This is a genomic window from Pseudomonas sp. IPO3749 (assembly GCF_013386605.1).
Classification (GTDB): domain Bacteria; phylum Pseudomonadota; class Gammaproteobacteria; order Pseudomonadales; family Pseudomonadaceae; genus Aquipseudomonas; species Aquipseudomonas azotoformans_A.
In genome coordinates this window covers 59,146-76,244 of sequence record NZ_JACARN010000001.1, presented here as the reverse complement: position 1 = coordinate 76,244, position 17,099 = coordinate 59,146, and the positions used below count along the sequence as shown (strand labels likewise).

Below are 17,099 nucleotides of genomic sequence, written 5' to 3'. Positions count from 1 at the left end.
TTGTTCATTCCAGATACATCAGCAGAGGTTTATCGCTATGCCTGACTACAAGGCCCCCTTGCGTGATATTCGCTTCGTTCGTGACGAACTGCTTGGCTATGAAGCGCACTATCAGAGCCTGCCGGCTTGCCAGGACGCTACCCCGGACATGGTTGACGCCATCCTTGAAGAAGGCGCCAAGTTTTGCGAGCAAGTACTGGCACCGCTGAACCGCGTGGGCGACATCGAAGGCTGCACCTGGAGTGAGTCGGGCGTTAAAACCCCAACCGGTTTCAAAGAAGCCTACAAACAATTCGTCGAAGGCGGCTGGCCAAGCCTGGCCCACGACGTGGAGCACGGCGGCCAAGGCCTGCCGGAATCCCTGGGCCTGGCCGTAAGCGAAATGGTTGGCGCCGCCAACTGGTCGTGGGGCATGTACCCGGGCCTGTCCCACGGTGCGATGAACACCATCTCCGAGCACGGTACTCCCGAGCAGCAAGAGGCTTACCTGACCAAGCTGGTGTCGGGTGAATGGACCGGCACCATGTGCCTGACCGAGCCACACTGCGGCACCGACCTGGGCATGCTGCGCACCAAGGCCGAGCCTCAGGCCGACGGTTCCTACAAAGTCTCCGGCACCAAGATCTTCATCTCGGCCGGTGAACACGACATGGCCGACAACATCGTCCACATCGTACTGGCCCGCCTGCCGGACGCACCGGCCGGCACCAAAGGTATCTCGCTGTTCATCGTGCCTAAGTTCCTGCCGAACGCCGACGGTTCGATCGGCGCGCGCAACGCCGTGACCTGTGGATCCCTTGAACACAAGATGGGCATCCACGGCAACGCCACCTGCGTGATGAACTTCGACGCGGCCACCGGTTTCCTGATCGGCCCGGCGAACAAAGGCCTGAACTGCATGTTCACCTTTATGAACACCGCTCGCCTGGGTACCGCGCTGCAAGGCCTGTCCCACGCCGAGATCGGCTTCCAGGGCGGCCTGAAGTACGCTCGCGATCGCCTGCAAATGCGCTCCCTGACCGGCCCGAAAGCGCCGGACAAAGCTGCCGACCCAATCATCGTGCACCCTGACGTGCGCCGCATGCTGCTGACCATGAAAGCCTTCGCTGAAGGCAACCGTGCGATGGTGTACTTCACCGCCAAGCAAGTGGATATCGTCAAGTACGGCACCGACGACGAAGCCAAGAAGCAAGCCGACGGCCTGCTGGCGTTCATGACCCCGATCGCCAAGGCGTTCATGACCGAAGTCGGTTTTGAATCCGCCAACCACGGCGTGCAGATCTACGGCGGCCACGGCTTTATCGCCGAGTGGGGCATGGAACAGAACGTTCGCGACAGCCGCATCTCGATGCTGTACGAAGGCACCACCGGCATCCAGGCCCTCGACCTGCTGGGCCGTAAAGTGCTGATGACCCAGGGCGAAGCGCTCAAGGGCTTCACCAAGATCGTGCACAAGTTCTGCCAGGCCAACGAAGGCAACGAAGCGGTCAAAGAGTTCGTTGCACCGCTGGCTGCACTGAACAAAGAGTGGGGCGAGTTGACCATGAAGGTCGGCATGGCCGCGATGAAAGACCGCGAAGAAGTGGGTGCCGCCTCGGTGGACTACCTGATGTACTCCGGTTACGCGTGCCTGGCTTACTTCTGGGCCGACATGGCGCGCCTGGCTGCCGAAAAATTGGCTGCCGGCACCACCGAAGAGGCGTTCTACACCGCCAAGCTGCAGACTGCGCGCTTCTACTTCCAGCGCATCCTGCCGCGTACCCTGGCCCATAAAGCCACCATGCTGTCGGGCGCAAACAACCTGATGGACATGAAAGAAGAAGACTTCGGCCTGGCTTACTAAGCCTTACCGGGTTCTCGTGAAGCCGCCGCGCCCCTTGGGTGCGGCGGTTTTTTTATGGGTGATAAAAAACCACAGCACAGCGCTCAGGGATTGCGTTCGGCTGCCGTTACAGTGATGGCAATGTGATACATGCGTGCCAGGTTGTGCTTAACTGTCTGCATCAAGGCATAGTGCCATCATTTCTGCGGGTCGGAGTTTTACCCTTGTCGCGCGTGTCCGCTGTACGTTTCAGTCATTTTCTACCTTCGTTGCTGCTCTTGCTGGCCGGGCTCTCGGCTGCGTACGTCAAGGACCTCAACGTCTTCTTCACGTCACTGTTCAATGTGTTGCCGACCCTGGTGCTGTTGCTCGGCGGTTCGTACTGCGCGGTGTATCGCCGTCAGCGCGAACTGTTTCTGATGATCACGGTGTACATCGCCTACTTCCTGCTGGATACCCAGACCGATTTCTACCGCGACAACGGCCGCGTGCGCGAAGACGCGGCGGTGGTGTTTCATCTGTGCTGCCTGCTGTTGCCGCTACTGTTCAGCATCTACGCGCTATGGCAGGAGAAGACCCACCTGTTCCGCGACTTCGTCGCCCGTGGCGCGGTGTTGCTGGCGATCGGCAGCGTGGCGCTGGCGCTGGAGCAAAGTTATCCCCAGGCCGTGCTCAATTGGCTGGCGGAGATTCGCTGGCCGGCGCTGCATGGCAGCTGGATGAGCCTGATCCAGCTGTCATACCCGATGTTCCTGATCGGCTTCCTGACCCTGGCGGCGCAGTACTGGTATCAGCCACGTCCGCTGCACGCCGCGCAACTGGTGGGTTTGCTGGGGATGTTCTGGATGTTGCCGCAGACGTTCATCCTGCCGTTCACCCTGAACATCATGTGCAGCCAGGTGATGCTGATGATTGCTGCCGGTGTGGCACACGAGGCTTATCAAATGGCCTTTCGCGATGAACTCACCGGTTTGCCGGGGCGTCGCGCACTGAACGAACGCATGCAGCGGCTGGGGCGCAACTACGTGCTGGCGATGAGCGACGTCGACCACTTCAAGCGCTTCAACGACACCCATGGCCATGATGTCGGCGACCAGGTGCTGCGCCTGGTGGCGAGCAAGCTGTCCAAGGTCAACGGTGGCGGGCGCGCTTATCGCTATGGCGGTGAGGAATTTGCCGTGGTGTTCGCCGGCAAGACGGTGGAGGAATGCATGCCGCACCTGGAGGAAATCCGCGAAATCATCGCCGACTACGACATCAAGCTGCGCAACTCGGACCGCCCTCAGGACGATCATCAAGGCCGTCAACGCCGTTCCGGCGGTGGCGCATCGAGTGTTTCGGTAACCATCAGCATCGGCGTGGCCGAGCGCCAGGCCGAGCAGCGCACGCCGGAAGAAGTGCTCAAATCCGCCGACCAGGCGTTGTATGCCGCCAAAGGCGCGGGGCGCAACTGCGTGGTCGCCGCCGGGCAAACCCGGCGTGGCGCGGTGCGCATGGAGAGCGCTGCCGGTTGAGTGATGGCGCTGTATTCAGCAGCGCTACAGTGATTGTCCGAGGCAATGCCCGGCAGTAGGTTGAAACCATCTGCTGACGGAGACATTGCCATGCCTGACTACAAAGCCCCCCTTCGCGACATGCGCTTCCTGATCGACAACGTGTTTGATTTCCACGGCCATTACGCCGCCTTGGGCGCGACCGATGCCAGCCCGGACATGGTCAGCGCGATTCTCGAAGAAGGCGCCAAATTCTGCGAAAACGTCCTCGCGCCGCTCAACCGCAGCGGCGACGAAGAAGGCTGCCATTTCGACAATGGCGTGGTGACTACGCCCAAGGGTTTCAAGGAAGCCTTCGCCCAGTACGTGGAAGGTGGCTGGCACGGTGTGGCGGCAGACCCGGCCTACGGCGGCCAGGGCTTGCCGTCGTCGCTGGGCCTGGTGCTCAGCGAGATGATCGGCTCCAGCAACACGTCCTGGGGCATGTACCCAGGGCTGACCCACGGCGCGATGTCGGCGATCCACGCCCACGGCACCGCCGAGCAGAAAGACACGTTCCTCAACAAACTCACCGCCGGCGAATGGACCGGCACCATGTGCCTGACCGAAGTCCATTGCGGCACCGACCTGGGCCTGATCAAGACCCGCGCCGTGCCCCAGGCGGACGGCAGCTATGCGGTCTCCGGCAGCAAGATCTTCATCTCGGCCGGCGAACACGACATGAGCGCCAATATCATCCACCTGGTGCTGGCCAAACTGCCGGACGCACCGGCGGGCACCAAGGGCATCTCGCTGTTTATCGTGCCCAAGTTCCATGCGGATTCGGGTGCGCGTAACGCGGTGCACTGCGGCTCCATCGAACACAAGATGGGCATCAAGGGTTCGGCCACCTGTGTGCTGAACTTCGACGGCGCCAAGGGCTTCCTGATTGGTGAGGCGAACAAAGGCCTCAATTGCATGTTCACCATGATGAACCACGCGCGCCTGGGCACTGGGATGCAGGGCCTGTGCAATGGTGAGGCGAGCTTCCAGGGCGCAATCAAGTACGCCAACGACCGCCTGCAGATGCGCTCGCTGACCGGCGCCAAGGCTCCGGATAAAGCCGCCGACCCGATCATCGTGCATCCCGATGTGCGCCGCATGCTGCTGACCATGAAGGCCTTCAACGAAGGCAATCGCGCACTGACCTACTTCACCGCACAGTTGCTCGACACCGCGCACCTGAGCAGCGACGCCACCCAGCGCCAGGACGCTGAAGACCTGCTGGCGTTTCTCACACCCATCTGCAAAGCCTTCATGACCGACACCGGCCTTGAGGTGACCAACCACGGCATGCAGGTCTTCGGCGGTCACGGTTACATCCGCGAGTGGGGCATGGAACAACTGGCCCGCGACGCGCGGATTGCGCCGATCTATGAAGGCACCAACGGCATCCAGGCCCTCGATCTGCTGGGGCGCAAGGTGTTGGGCAGCCAGGGCAAGTTGCTGCGTGGGTTTACCAAGATTGTGCATAAGTTCTGCGCGGCGAATGCCGAGCATCCGCAGCTCAAGGCCTATGTAGCGCAGCTCAACCAACTGAACGGGGAATGGGGCGAACTGACCACCCAGGTCGGCATGGCCGCGATGAAGAACCCCGATGAAGTGGGTGCGGCGGCCGTGGATTACTTGATGTACAGCGGCTACGTGATCCTCGCCTACCTGTGGCTGCGCATGGCGATGGCTGCCCTTGAGCAACCGGACTCGGATTTTTCCAAGGCCAAGCTCGCGACCTGCGACTTCTATTTCAAGCGCCTGCTGCCACGTACCGCCACCCACCGCGCTGCGGTGGAAGCGGGCAGCGAATGCCTGATGAGTCTGCCTGCGGAGGCGTTTGCGTTGTAATGACTTAAAAATACCAATCAGTCACAAGTGGACCCTATGTGTCTGAAAAGTTGTTCGGGTACACTCTGAGCCTGTAAAACCGACTCTTACCGAATTACTTTTCACGTTCTCACGAGGTTTGCCATGGCTGATTACAAAGCGCCGCTGCGTGATATGCGCTTCGTCCTCAACGAAGTCTTTGAGGTCGCCACCACCTGGGCCCAATTGCCGGCATTGGCAGACACCGTTGACGCCGAAACCGTAGAGGCCATCCTCGAAGAAGCCGGCAAGGTCACCGCCAAATCCATCGCCCCGCTCAGCCGCGGTGGCGATGAACAGGGTTGCCGCTGGGACAACACCGCAGTGTTTACGCCGGATGGTTTTCCACAGGCCTACAAAACCTATGCCGAAGGCGGCTGGGTGGGTGTAGGGGGTGACCCGATGTTTGGCGGCATGGGCATGCCCAAGGCGGTGTCGGCCCAGGTTGAAGAGATGATCAACTCGTCGAGCCTGGCGTTCGGTTTGTATCCGATGCTGACTTCCGGCGCCTGCGTGTCGATCAATACTCACGCCAGCGAAGAACTGAAGGCGGCTTATCTGCCGAAGATGTATTCCGGTGAATGGGCCGGCTCCATGTGCCTGACCGAGGCCCACGCCGGTACTGACCTGGGGATTATCCGCACCAAGGCCGAGCCACAGGCGGACGGTTCCTACAAAGTCAGCGGCACCAAGATCTTTATCACCGGCGGTGAACACGACCTCACCGACAACATCATCCACCTGGTGCTGGCCAAGCTGCCGGACGCACCGGCCGGTCCCAAGGGCATCTCACTGTTTCTGGTGCCGAAGTTCATGGTCACTGCCGACGGCAGCCTGGGCGCACGTAACACCGTGAGTTGTGGTTCCATCGAGCACAAGATGGGGATCCAGGCGTCGGCGACCTGCGTGATGAACTTCGACGAGGCCGTGGGTTACCTGGTGGGCGAACCGAACCGGGGCTTGGCGGCGATGTTCACCATGATGAACTACGAGCGACTGGGTGTAGGCATCCAGGGCCTGGCATCCGGCGAGCGTTCCTACCAGAACGCCATCGAGTATGCGCGCGACCGCGTGCAAAGCCGTGCGCCAACCGGGGCTCAGCACAAAGACAAAGTGGCCGACCCGATCATCGTGCACCCCGACGTGCGCCGCATGTTGCTCACCATGAAGGCCGCGAACGAAGGTGGCCGGGCGTTCTCCACCTATGTGGCGACGCAACTGGACATCGCCAAGTTCAGCGACGACGCTGCTGCGCGTGAGCGTGCCGATAACCTGGTCGCCCTGTTGACCCCGGTAGCCAAGGCGTTCTTGAGCGACCTGGGCCTGGAAACCACTGTGCTCGGCCAACAGGTGTTCGGCGGCCATGGCTACATTCGCGAGTGGGGCCAGGAGCAACTGGTGCGTGATGTGCGCATCACCCAGATCTACGAAGGCACCAACGGCATCCAGGCACTGGACTTGATGGGGCGCAAGATCGTCGGCAGCGGCGGGGCGTTCTACACCCTGTTTGCCGACGAGGTCCGTGCTTTCATTGCCTCGGCGGGTGCCGAGTTGACGGAGTTCACCAAGCCGCTGGGCGCAGCAGTGGATAACCTGGATGAGTTGACCGCCTGGGTGCTGGACCGCGCCAAGACCAACCCGAATGAAATCGGCGCGGCGTCGGTGGAGTATTTGCACGCCTTTGGCTACATGGCCTACGCCTATATGTGGGCGCGTATGGCCAAGGCTGCGTTGGGCAAGGAATCTGAAGAAGACTTCTACGCCAGCAAATTGGGCACTGCACGCTTCTACTTCGCGCGCTTGTTGCCACGCATCCACTCGCTGAGTGCGTCGGTAAAAGCCGGTAGCGAATCGCTGTTCCTGCTGGATGAGACCCTGTTCTAAGGGCTTGGAGGGCGTGTAAGCATTCTCTTACATGACGTGCTGCTAATCGTCCTCTATCGCCAGATTGGATCCACGGATAATCTACTTCACATGGACGTCGCGCAGGAAGCGCAAAGCAACAACACGGACACGTAGGATTCTGCCAGGACGGCGGAGTGAAATGGATGTCAGGGAAACAGTCTGCAAAGCCCCGCTTCGGCGGGGTTTTCTTTTGCCCGCGAAAAAGTCAGCCTCTTGAGTTCAGGGCTGCGCCTGCGGGGCGTTCATCACGTCTTCCAGCAGGGTGCGCAGCAACGCCACCGTCGCTTGCTGGCGCTGCACATCGCGGCACACCAGGCCGACTTTCAGCGGCACCCTGGGTTCACTCAAGGGTTTCCACAGCAGCGACTGGCTGTTGTGTTCGTCCTGAGAGCGGCCCGGCAGCACCGTCGCCAGTTTTGTGTGGGGCAGGCTGTCGAGAATCCCCACCATGGTGTTCAGCTCCGCCTGTACTTGCGGGCGTCTTCCGAGGTTGGACAGCTGTCCTTGCCAGATCTGCCGGACCTGGAACTCTTCCCCCAGCAGCAACATCGGCAGCTCCGCCGCCTGCTTCAGCGAGACTTTCTTGAATTCCCGCAAGGGGTGATCCTCGGGGATGACCACCTTCAGTTCATCTTCATACAGCAACACGCCATGCAGCCCCGGCTGGCGCGGCGGCAAGTAGCTGATGCCGATATCCAGCGAGCCATTGAGCAGTCGGCGCTCGATCTCAAGCCCGGTCAATTCGTAGATCTGCACCACCAGATGTGGCTGGGCCTTGCGCACGCGCTCCAGCATCTGCGGGACCAGGCTGGTGTGTACGGTTTGCAGTACGCCGATAGCCAGCGTGCGCATCGCCTGGCCCTTGAAATTGCGCAAGGCTTCAACCGCCTGTTGCATGCCGTCGATCAATGGCAGCGCGTGGTTGTACAGTGTGTGCGCCGCCAGTGTCGGCAGCAGGCGCTTGCTGCTGCGCTCGAACAGGCTCACATCCAGGTTCTGTTCCAGTTGGCGAATCTGCTGGGACAGCGCCGGTTGGGAGATCGACAGACGCTCGGCGGCACGGCCTACGTGGCCTTCCTCATACACCGCGACGAAATAACGCAGTTGCTTGAAATCCATAAGACTTACTTATCGAAAAAGCTGGAAAAACGAAATGGCTGTTGGCCCCCGAGGCGCCTAGTCTAGCGCCTATTCGCAGGGCTTACAGGGCCGGATCGGGCAATGAACAGCGTTTATGTTGATAGCGTTTACATAGGCAAGGCAAAAAACCTCAAGGCAGCACAGGCGTGTCGCACCGACCAAGGTCCGGTTGCTATTGGGGGCGAGCTATGAATCTGTTTCGTCGCCCCGCGCCGAGCCTGGACGATTTGATGTTCGAAGCGCCCAGCGATACTTCTTCCAGCGACTCCCTGATGCCCTCCGTCGCTCGCCCTGCGCAAGTTTTCGTACGCGGACAAGGCTCCTGGCTGTGGGACAGCGAGGACCGTGCCTACCTGGATTTCAGCCAGGGCAACGCGGCCAACAGCCTCGGCCACAGCCCTCAAGTGTTGATCAAGGCGCTGACGGACCAGACCCAGGCGCTGATCAACCCCGGCAACGGCCTGCATAACCGCGCTCAACTCAACCTCGCTGAGCGCCTGTGCCATCGCACCGGCAGCGATCAGGCATACCTGCTCAACAGCGGCGCTGAAGCCGTTGAAGCCGCGATCAAGTTGGCGCGCAAATGGGGCCAGCTGCATCGCGGGGGAGCGCATCGCATCCTCAGTGCCAGCGCAGGTTGCCATGGCCGCAGTTTTGCAGCGATGTCGGCGTCGGCGGGTGGTCCAGAAAACCGTTTCGAACCGCAATTACCCGGCTTCAGCCATGTGCCCTTCAACGACCTGCCGGCGCTGCATGCGGCCGTCGACGCGCAAACCGTCGCCATCCTGCTCGAACCGATCCAGGGCGAAGCGGGCGTCATCCCTGCGACCGAGCATTACCTCAAAGGCGTCGAGCGCTTGTGCCGTGAACTGGGGATCCTGCTGATCCTCGACGAAGTACAAACCGGCATGGGCCGCTGCGGCACCTTGCTCGCCGAGCAGCAATACGGCGTACGTGCCGACATCATCACCCTCGGCAAAGGCCTGGGCGGCGGGGTGCCCCTTGCAGCGCTACTGGCGCGGGGCAAAGCCTGTTGTTTCGACGTGGGCGAGTTGGACGGTACTCACCACGGTAATGCACTGATGGCATCGGCCGGGCTGGCGGTACTCGATGCCGTGCTGGAGCATGGTTTTATGGACCACGTGCGTGAGTCCGGCGTGTATCTGGGCGAAGGTCTTGCCCGCCTGGCCTACCGCTACGACCACGGTCAACTGCGTGGTCACGGCCTGATGTGGGGCCTGACGTTGTCAGATGATTCTGCGGATGCTGTCGTAAAGGCAGCGCTGCACGAAGGCCTGATCCTCAATGCCCCGCAACCCAACTGCCTGCGCTTCACCCCGGCCCTGAGCGTGAGCAAAAGCAACATCGACGAAATGCTCCTGCGCCTCGCCCGTGCCTTCTCCCGCGTGCGCACCGCTCAACTGCAATGCCGCAAGGGCATCGCCGTTTAACCCCCTATTCCTGAACCGTCTCGCGGTCTACGCGGCGCCTCCGGCCTGATTCTTTTGGCTGGGGGCGTTTTTTTGGGCGTGAAACCTTTGGATTGAAAAGGGCGCTTGAACGTCGCTGAAAAAGATGTTTTTTTGCTGACTCTTTAGGGAGTGGTCGCAGCGAGTGGAGCACGCTTTTGTACTCTTTACCTAGTGCATACCACAGCTGTCACGGGTCTAAGACGGCATATTGAGGGAGTGCATCATGACCAACAAATATGTAAGTGAAGCAATGGAGTCCATCCACCAGTCCGCCTTGGCGCTTTACGCAATTGGCGCCATCAATAAAAACATGCTTCGTGAGTTCGATGAAGCGTGTCTCACGCCCGTCCCGTTGCAGATGTCTGCCGAGCGAATCAAGGATCTGCGCGAGCGATGCCATGTGAACAGACCTGTGTTCGCCCGCTACCTGAACACCAGCGCGTCCACCGTGAAAAAGTGGGAATCCGGCGAGAAACAACCCAGCGGCATGGCGCTCAAGTTGCTGAGCATCGTGAAGAAGCACGGCTTGGAGATTCTCGCCTGACAGTGGCCCAACGCCAGATCCCACTGAACCCTCACGAACGCCCAAGGTCGATTAGCTACACGGCTCACACGAGCCGATTTTCTGGAGCTGACCCCATGGATTTCATTCGTATCATCATCGCCATTCTGTTGCCGCCACTGGGTGTGTTCCTGCAAGTGGGTTTCGCTGGCGCGTTCTGGCTGAATATCCTGCTGACCCTGTGCGGCTACATCCCTGGCATCGTGCACGCGGTGTACATCATCGCCAAGCGCTGAGGCCGTCAGCCTTTTGCGATGAGCCGTGAGTTGCGCTCGTTGCGAAAGGCCAACTGCTCGATGGTCTGGGTGGCGTGTTCGGCTTCTTCCCGCGCTTGCAGGATGAGGCCGTGCTGCTCGGACTTGCTGCACACCGGGTCGGCATTGCTCGCGTCCCCCGTGAGCATGAAGGCCTGGCATCGGCAGCCGCCGAAATCCTTTTCCTTTTCATCGCATGACCGGCATGGCTCGGGCATCCAGTCGTAGCCGCGAAAGCGGTTGAAGCCGAACGAGTCGTACCAGATGTGCTGCATGCTGTGGTCGCGCACGTTGGGAAACTGCACCGGCATCTGTCGGGCGCCGTGACAGGGCAGGGCCGTACCGTCTGGTGTCACGGTCAGAAAGATACTGCCCCAGCCGTTCATGCAGGCTTTCGGGCGTTCCTCGTAGTAATCCGGGGTGACGAAAATCAACTTGCACGGGTGACCTTCGGCTTCCAGCTTGGCGCGGTATTCGTTGGTGATGCGTTCGGCGCGCACCAGTTGTGCCTGGGTCGGTAATAGTCCGACACGATTGAGCTGGGCCCAACCGTAGAACTGGCAGGTGGCGAGTTCGACGAAGTCCGCTTCCAGCGCAATACACAGCTCGATGATGCGGTCGATCTTGTCGATATTGTGCCGATGGGTGACGAAGTTCAGCACCATCGGGTAACCATGTGCCTTCACCGCACGGGCCATTTCCAACTTTTGCGCGAAGGCTTTTTTCGAGCCGGCCAGCAGGTTGTTCACCTGTTCGTCGCTGGCCTGGAAGCTGATCTGGATATGGTCCAGGCCGGCTTTCTTGAAGTCGCTGATCTTCTGCTCGGTCAAGCCGATGCCGGAGGTGATCAGGTTGGTGTAGAACCCCAGCCTGCGCGCCTCGGCGATCAGCTCGGCCAAGTCTTGACGCACCAACGGCTCACCGCCGGAAAACCCCAGTTGTGCGGCCCCCATCTCGCGGGCTTCGCGAAACACCTTGAACCACTGCTCGGTACTCAGCTCCTTGCCCTGCTCGGCAAAATCCAGCGGGTTGGAGCAGTACGGGCATTGCAACGGACAGCGGTAGGTCAGCTCGGCCAGTAGCCACAGCGGCAAGCCAACCGGCGGTTTCTCAGGCAAGGGTAATCCAGTGCTCTGCACGGGCGACCTCCATGAAATCCTCGATGTCTTTACCGAGTTCTGGCACGCCGGGGAACTGTTTATCCAGCTCAGCGATGATCGCCGCCACGTCGCGCTCGCCGTCGATCAAACCACCGATCAGCGCAGCGCTGTCGTTGAGCTTGATCATGCCCTCGGGGTAAAGCAGCACATGGCCTTTTTGCGCGGGTTCGTACTGGTAGCGATAGCCCTGGCGCCAGGTGGGTGTTTTGCTGCGATCAAAGCTCATAGGGGGATCCCTTTATGCCACACCCGTTGGTCGGTCACGCTGTGATACGGCGGGCGTTTGAGTTCGTAGGCCATGCTCATGGCGTCCAGCATGCTCCACAAAATATCCAGTTTGAACTGAAGAATTTCCAGCATGCGCTCCTGGCCCTCACGGGTGGTGTAGTGCTGCAACGTGATCGCCAAACCGTGCTCCACATCACGACGAGCCTGGCCCAGGCGGGTGCGGAAATATTCATAACCGGCCGGGTCGATCCACGGGTAATGCTGCGGCCAGCTGTCGAGGCGCGACTGGTGGATCTGCGGCGCGAACAATTCGGTCAGCGAACTGCTGGCGGCTTCCTGCCAACTCGCGCGGCGGGCGAAGTTGACGTAGGCGTCTACCGCGAATCGTACACCGGGCAGTACCAATTCCTGCGAGCGCAGTTGATCCGGGTCGAGGCCTACGGCCTGGCCCAGGCGCAGCCAGGCTTCGATACCGCCGTCTTCACCGGGGGCGCCGTCGTGGTCGAGCAAGCGTTGGATCCACTCGCGGCGGATCTCGCGGTCTGGGCAGTTGGCCAGGATCGCGGCGTCTTTCAGGGGGATGTTCACCTGATAGTAGAAACGGTTGGCGACCCAGCCCTGGATCTGCTCGCGGGTCGCGCGGCCTTCGTACATCGCCACGTGGTAGGGGTGATGGATATGGTAGAAGGCGCCCTTGGCACGCAGGGCGGCTTCGAATTCGGTGGTGGTCAATGGCGTGTCAGTCATGTCGGTCGCTCCTACAATTCAATGCTCATGCCGTCGTAAGCCACTTCGACATCGCGTCGCACCAGTTCCGCTCGCTCGGCGGAGTCTTCATCGAGGATCGGGTTGGTGTTGTTGATGTGGATAAGTACTTTGCGCTGCTCGGGCAATTGCTCCAGCACTTCCAGCATGCCGCCGGGGCCGTTCTGCGCCAGGTGGCCCATTTCGCGGCCGGTGCGGGTGCCGACGCCACGGCGCTGCATTTCGTCGTCGTCCCACATCGTGCCGTCCACCAGCAGGCAGTCGCTGTTGGCCATGATTTCCAGCAGCGGCGCGTCCACTTTACCCAGGCCCGGGGCGTAGAACAGCTTGCCGCCGGTGCGCAGGTCTTCGACGATCAGGCCGATGTTGTCGCCGGGGTGCGGGTCGAAGCGGTGCGGCGAGTAGGGCGGTGCGGCGCTGCGCAGGGGCAGTGGGGTGAAGCGCAGGTTGGGGCAGGCCGGAATGGTGAAGCTGGCGTCCAGCTCAATGCGATTCCAGGCCAGGCCGCCGTTCCAGTGGGTGAGCATGGTGAACAGCGGGAAGCCGGTGCTCAGGTCTTCATGGACCATGTCGGTGCACCACACTTGGTGCGGGCAGCCTTCGCGCAGGCTCAACAGGCCGGTGGTGTGGTCGATCTGGCTGTCCATCAGGATGATTGCGCTGATGCCGGTATCGCGCAGGGCGCGGCCGGGTTGCATCGGTGCAAAGCCCTGGAGTTGCGCGCGGATATCCGGCGAGGCGTTGCACAGCACCCAGTTCACACCATCGTCGGAGATCGCGATGGACGACTGGGTACGCGCCTGGGCCCGCAGGCTGCCATCACGAAAACCCGCGCAGTTCACGCAGTTGCAGTTCCACTGCGGGAACCCACCGCCGGCGGCGGAACCTAGAATCTGGACAAACATGGCAGCTCCATCAAGCTCAAAACAAAAACGCCCCGGGCGAACCGAGGCGTTGTATTACCCAGCGGATTAACGGCTGGCGAAGTACATGGTGACTTCGAAACCGATGCGCAGATCAGTGTAAGCAGGTTTGGACCAGGTCATATTCTTACTCCTACGAAGGGATGGGACGTTTACTACCAAGTAATACATATAGTCCACCTCCAGTCGGAGATGTTCAGATGTGTGCGTAGGAATGTTACGCAATTCTTTTCAAGTTAGCGCTGTCTTGGCGGAAAAAGCCTTTTGCAGGGGCGGCAATGATCAGTCTGCCGCTTGCCAGGTTGCCGAGATACGCGGGCCGTTGGTCACGCAGCGCCAGCCGCCTGCGGCGTCGTTCAATTGCTGGGCGGCGAGCTGTAATGCTTCGCGGGTATAGGTTTGGATGTGGGATTGAAGGTCAGCCAGGTAGCCCGACGAGTGGCCCGCCAGATGGGCGTGCCACAACAATTCGGCGGCTTGGGCGCTGGGCAGCTCCTGTGCTGAGAATTGCTGTGCCAAAGTCATGTTGCCCAGGTCGGCGCTGCTATCGATCAGGGCTGGCAGTTGTTTCAGGAATACGTGCAGGTGATCAACGATACCTTCCAGCGACACGCTGGGGGATTGCACGCCGAATAGCAGGCCGGTCTGCCCATTGATCTGTCGGATGCCGCTGAACACGGCGTAGCCGATTTGCAGCTCGACGCGCAGGCGCTGGTAGAACGGGCCTTGGAGCAAATGGCCAAGCAATCGCCAGGCGGCTTCATCCTCCAGGGACTGACTTGGCGTTGGGCAAAACAGCAGCAGTGCGGCTTCGTCAGCGTTGGTTTCAATCTCATGCCAGATACGCTGGCCGCTGAGAGCGGGCAGAACATGATCGAGGTGTGCAGGCTGCCCTGGCAGACGGGCCGCTGCGGTCTTGATCGCGGCTTCAAGCGTTGCCGAGAAACCCAGTCCCAGGCCGTGCCAGCGCGCAGTGGACCAGGATGCCGATTCGGGATTGTGCCCGTTGCAGCACGCGGGGAGCGCCTTGAGCAATTCACGGATGGCGATCATCGGCGGTGAGGCGGGTGGGGCCTCTTGCGGTTCGTTCAGGCTTTGCGCCAACGCGTCCAGCACGGCCGACATGGGCGCCTGCAGCCCAATCATTTTCACCTGCCAGTCTTGGCCCAGGCTTTCGAACGATAATTCGACGCCCGCCTGACGGGCATGCTCGTGCAACGGCTGCAAAGCGTTTTCCAGGCCGGAAGGCGCTGAGCGCCATTGCAGATACAGCGCACCTTCATCACCGTCGTTTGCCAATGCCTGGCTGAATGCCAGCGCCGACACTTCCCTACGTCCACGGGAGCGATCCTGCGCAAAGGTGCGCAAGCCCCGGTGAGCGCTGGTCTGGCCGCGAATCAGGCCGGCGCGTTCTTCCTTGACCGGTGGGCGCAGGAATGGGTTGTTCGGTGGCAGTTGCCATGAGTGCTCGGAGGGCGGCAGGTGCAGCGAATCAAGCAGGGCCTTGAGGGCGACGACGTCCTGTTCCGACAGCCCTTTGCTGTCGTTTCGAGCCAAAGCCAGGGCGCCTTGGACCTGCTGTTGACGCGCGGCCAGCAGCGCAAACTCTTCCCGCAGTGAAGTCCAGTCGCTGTGTGCGAAAAAGCTCAACCAGTCGTGCAGCAACGCCTCGATTTGCGTAGCCGATTCGCCTGGGGTGGTGAAGTCGATATCCAACACAGCCTGCCCGGCGAAGTCATAAATCACAGACGCCTGCAGGGCAGCCGCCAGTTGCCGCGTCTTCAATTCAGCCAGCAATCCGCCGGGTGCCGAGGCGTTAAGCCAGGTGCAGAGAAACGCCAGTGCTTCCCGTGGCGCATTGCAGGCGATGACGTGGTGCAGGTGATGGTGGGTGATGCGCTGATAGCTCCACGCATCGCCCTGCATCAATGCCGGTGGAGCGGATTGTGGGCGTAGCGGTCCTGAGGTGAGTTGCTCGCTGAACAGCTGTGCCAAGGCTTCCAACGCTTCCAGTGATTGCGGACCCGCCAAGCTCAAGGTCATCTGCCCGCTCTGATAGAACTGCGTGTGGAATTCCTGCAACGCCTGCTGAAATGCCTCACGCTCCACCGGCAGGCTGTCGCGGTTGCCTGCATGGAAACCCCGCAGCGGATGATCCGCCGCCAGGCCTTCCAGCAACGCGACCTGCTGCTGCGCCTTGGCATCGCGGGACCAGGCGACAAACTCGGCGTGCAGCACCTCGCGCTCACGCAACTGGTCCTCCAGCGCCAGGCGCGGGTGGCTCAGCATGTCAGCCAAACGCTCCAATCCACCGACAAACAGTGCAACGGGCAGCTCAAAGAAAAATTCCGTGGTGCGCTCACGGGTGCTGGCATTGATCTGACCCCCATGACGTTGCACGTAGGCCATCAACCCTTCGTTCGTAGGAAAACGCTCAGTTCCCAAGAACAGCAGATGCTCCAGGAAATGCGCCAACCCTGGCCACGCCAGCGGCACGTCATGGCTGCCTGCGGCTACGCGCAAAACGGCGGCGCAACGTTTCAGACGTGGCGCATGCTGCAAGGAAACCCGCAAGCCATTGGCGAGGGTCAGGTGAAGGTGATGAGGGGGGGCCGGCGCAGGCATGGGCACTTCCGAAACGTGGGATGTGCCTATGCTAACAAACCGGCTGAATCAGGGCTTGTGCAGCGCGCCGTATAACTCGGGGCGACGGTCCTGCAAGTAGTGATTGGCGGCACGGGCCTCCAGGATCGACTGACGATCCAGTTCCCCGACGATCAAGGCTTCATCCAGGCCCGCCTGGGCAATGCGCTGGCCATTCGGCGCGGCGATGCTGCTTTGCCCGCAGTACTGGATCTCGCCTTCGTGCCCGCAATAGTTGGCGTAGGCCACATAACATTGGTTCTCGAAGGCCCGCGCCCGCACGGTGACGTCGGCAACAAAGTCGAACGGCACCATATTGGCGGTGGGCACCAGGATCAGTTCGGCACCGGCGAGGGCCAGTCGTCGGGTGTTTTCCGGGAACTCGAGGTCATAGCAGATCAGGAAACCCAGCTTCCAGCCGTTGAGTTCCACCAGCGGGAAATCATCGCCGCCGGCACTGAACATCGAGTGGTCCAGGTCGCCAAACAGGTGGGTCTTGCGGTAGTTGCACAAGCGCTGGCCGTGGGCGTCGATCAACTGCACAGCGTTGTAAATCTTGCCGTCCTCGGCCCGCTCCGGGTAACCGTAAAGAATCGCCAGCCCTACACTTTTGGCCAGTTCGGCGATCGCCTGTGCCGACGGCCCATCCTGCGCCTCGGCCAAGGCGCCAACCGCCTCGGTGCCGATGTTGTAGCCGGTGAGGAACATCTCCGGCAGCACCAGCACATCGGCGCCGGACGCCTCATGCGCCAAAGCGTGCAGGCGCTTGAGGTTGCCGGCCACATCCAGCGGCAACGGTGGGCATTGGTACAGGGCGACGCGCATGTTCAACT

At 61.0% G+C, this 17,099-nt stretch carries 15 protein-coding genes; 7 read left to right on the top strand and 8 right to left on the bottom strand.

Going from position 1 to position 17,099, the window contains the following annotated elements:
• Nucleotides 1-37: 37 nt before the first annotated feature.
• The 4 genes from HX812_RS00350 to HX812_RS00335 all read left to right on the top strand — a co-directional run bounded on the left by HX812_RS00350 (nucleotide 38) and on the right by HX812_RS00335 (nucleotide 7,098).
• Nucleotides 38-1,843, top strand: a complete 1,806-nt coding sequence (locus tag HX812_RS00350) for a phenylacyl-CoA dehydrogenase (RefSeq protein ID WP_016977848.1) — start codon at nucleotides 38-40, stop codon at nucleotides 1,841-1,843.
• Nucleotides 1,844-2,046: 203 nt separating this feature from the next.
• Nucleotides 2,047-3,336: a diguanylate cyclase gene (locus tag HX812_RS00345; RefSeq protein WP_038843061.1), complete on the top strand. Its 1,290-nt coding sequence runs from the start codon at nucleotides 2,047-2,049 to the stop codon at nucleotides 3,334-3,336.
• Between the two features lie 90 nt (nucleotides 3,337-3,426).
• Complete coding sequence (locus tag HX812_RS00340) at nucleotides 3,427-5,196, top strand: acyl-CoA dehydrogenase C-terminal domain-containing protein (protein ID WP_038843059.1); 1,770 nt, start codon at nucleotides 3,427-3,429, stop codon at nucleotides 5,194-5,196.
• A 123-nt stretch (nucleotides 5,197-5,319) separates the two neighbouring features.
• On the top strand, nucleotides 5,320-7,098 hold the full coding sequence (locus tag HX812_RS00335) for an acyl-CoA dehydrogenase C-terminal domain-containing protein (RefSeq protein WP_038843057.1): 1,779 nt from the start codon (nucleotides 5,320-5,322) through the stop codon (nucleotides 7,096-7,098).
• 240 nt (nucleotides 7,099-7,338) lie between these two features.
• Here the strand turns inward: HX812_RS00335 and HX812_RS00330 are convergent, their stop codons facing one another.
• Nucleotides 7,339-8,238, bottom strand: coding sequence for a LysR family transcriptional regulator (locus tag HX812_RS00330; RefSeq protein WP_016977852.1), 900 nt, complete (start codon nucleotides 8,236-8,238; stop codon nucleotides 7,339-7,341).
• 209 nt (nucleotides 8,239-8,447) lie between these two features.
• On the opposite strand from HX812_RS00330, the gene HX812_RS00325 reads away from it, so the two are divergent.
• From HX812_RS00325 to HX812_RS00315, 3 genes are all read left to right on the top strand, one after another.
• Complete coding sequence (locus HX812_RS00325) at nucleotides 8,448-9,710, top strand: aspartate aminotransferase family protein (protein WP_038843055.1); 1,263 nt, start codon at nucleotides 8,448-8,450, stop codon at nucleotides 9,708-9,710.
• 244 nt (nucleotides 9,711-9,954) lie between these two features.
• Nucleotides 9,955-10,275 carry a DNA-binding transcriptional regulator gene (locus HX812_RS00320; RefSeq protein WP_038843054.1) on the top strand — a complete coding sequence of 107 codons (321 nt, stop codon included), beginning with the start codon at nucleotides 9,955-9,957 and terminating at the stop codon, nucleotides 10,273-10,275.
• 95 nt (nucleotides 10,276-10,370) lie between these two features.
• The gene (locus tag HX812_RS00315) at nucleotides 10,371-10,529 is read left to right on the top strand and encodes a YqaE/Pmp3 family membrane protein (protein WP_007904205.1); all 159 of its coding nucleotides are present in this window, start codon (nucleotides 10,371-10,373) and stop codon (nucleotides 10,527-10,529) included.
• A 5-nt stretch (nucleotides 10,530-10,534) separates the two neighbouring features.
• Here HX812_RS00315 and pqqE read toward each other — a convergent pair whose 3' ends face one another.
• The 7 genes from pqqE to HX812_RS00280 all read right to left on the bottom strand — a co-directional run bounded on the left by pqqE (nucleotide 10,535) and on the right by HX812_RS00280 (nucleotide 17,091).
• Complete coding sequence (gene pqqE, locus HX812_RS00310) at nucleotides 10,535-11,665, bottom strand: pyrroloquinoline quinone biosynthesis protein PqqE (RefSeq protein ID WP_038843053.1); 1,131 nt, start codon at nucleotides 11,663-11,665, stop codon at nucleotides 10,535-10,537.
• Complete coding sequence (gene pqqD / locus HX812_RS00305; protein ID WP_038843051.1) at nucleotides 11,658-11,933, bottom strand: pyrroloquinoline quinone biosynthesis peptide chaperone PqqD; 276 nt, start codon at nucleotides 11,931-11,933, stop codon at nucleotides 11,658-11,660. Before pqqD ends, pqqE begins: the two co-directional genes overlap by 8 nt.
• Complete coding sequence (pqqC, locus tag HX812_RS00300; RefSeq protein ID WP_038843048.1) at nucleotides 11,930-12,682, bottom strand: pyrroloquinoline-quinone synthase PqqC; 753 nt, start codon at nucleotides 12,680-12,682, stop codon at nucleotides 11,930-11,932. Before pqqC ends, pqqD begins: the two co-directional genes overlap by 4 nt.
• Before the next feature lie 11 nt (nucleotides 12,683-12,693).
• On the bottom strand, nucleotides 12,694-13,605 hold the full coding sequence (pqqB, locus tag HX812_RS00295; RefSeq protein ID WP_038843046.1) for a pyrroloquinoline quinone biosynthesis protein PqqB: 912 nt from the start codon (nucleotides 13,603-13,605) through the stop codon (nucleotides 12,694-12,696).
• Between the two features lie 66 nt (nucleotides 13,606-13,671).
• Nucleotides 13,672-13,746, bottom strand: coding sequence for a pyrroloquinoline quinone precursor peptide PqqA (gene pqqA, locus HX812_RS00290; protein WP_003194766.1), 75 nt, complete (start codon nucleotides 13,744-13,746; stop codon nucleotides 13,672-13,674).
• A 159-nt stretch (nucleotides 13,747-13,905) separates the two neighbouring features.
• A complete protein-coding gene (pqqF, locus tag HX812_RS00285; RefSeq protein ID WP_038843044.1) occupies nucleotides 13,906-16,248 on the bottom strand; it encodes a pyrroloquinoline quinone biosynthesis protein PqqF in 2,343 nt (780 codons plus the stop codon).
• A 48-nt stretch (nucleotides 16,249-16,296) separates the two neighbouring features.
• Nucleotides 16,297-17,091, bottom strand: coding sequence for a carbon-nitrogen hydrolase family protein (locus tag HX812_RS00280; protein ID WP_038843041.1), 795 nt, complete (start codon nucleotides 17,089-17,091; stop codon nucleotides 16,297-16,299).
• Nucleotides 17,092-17,099: the final 8 nt, after the last annotated feature.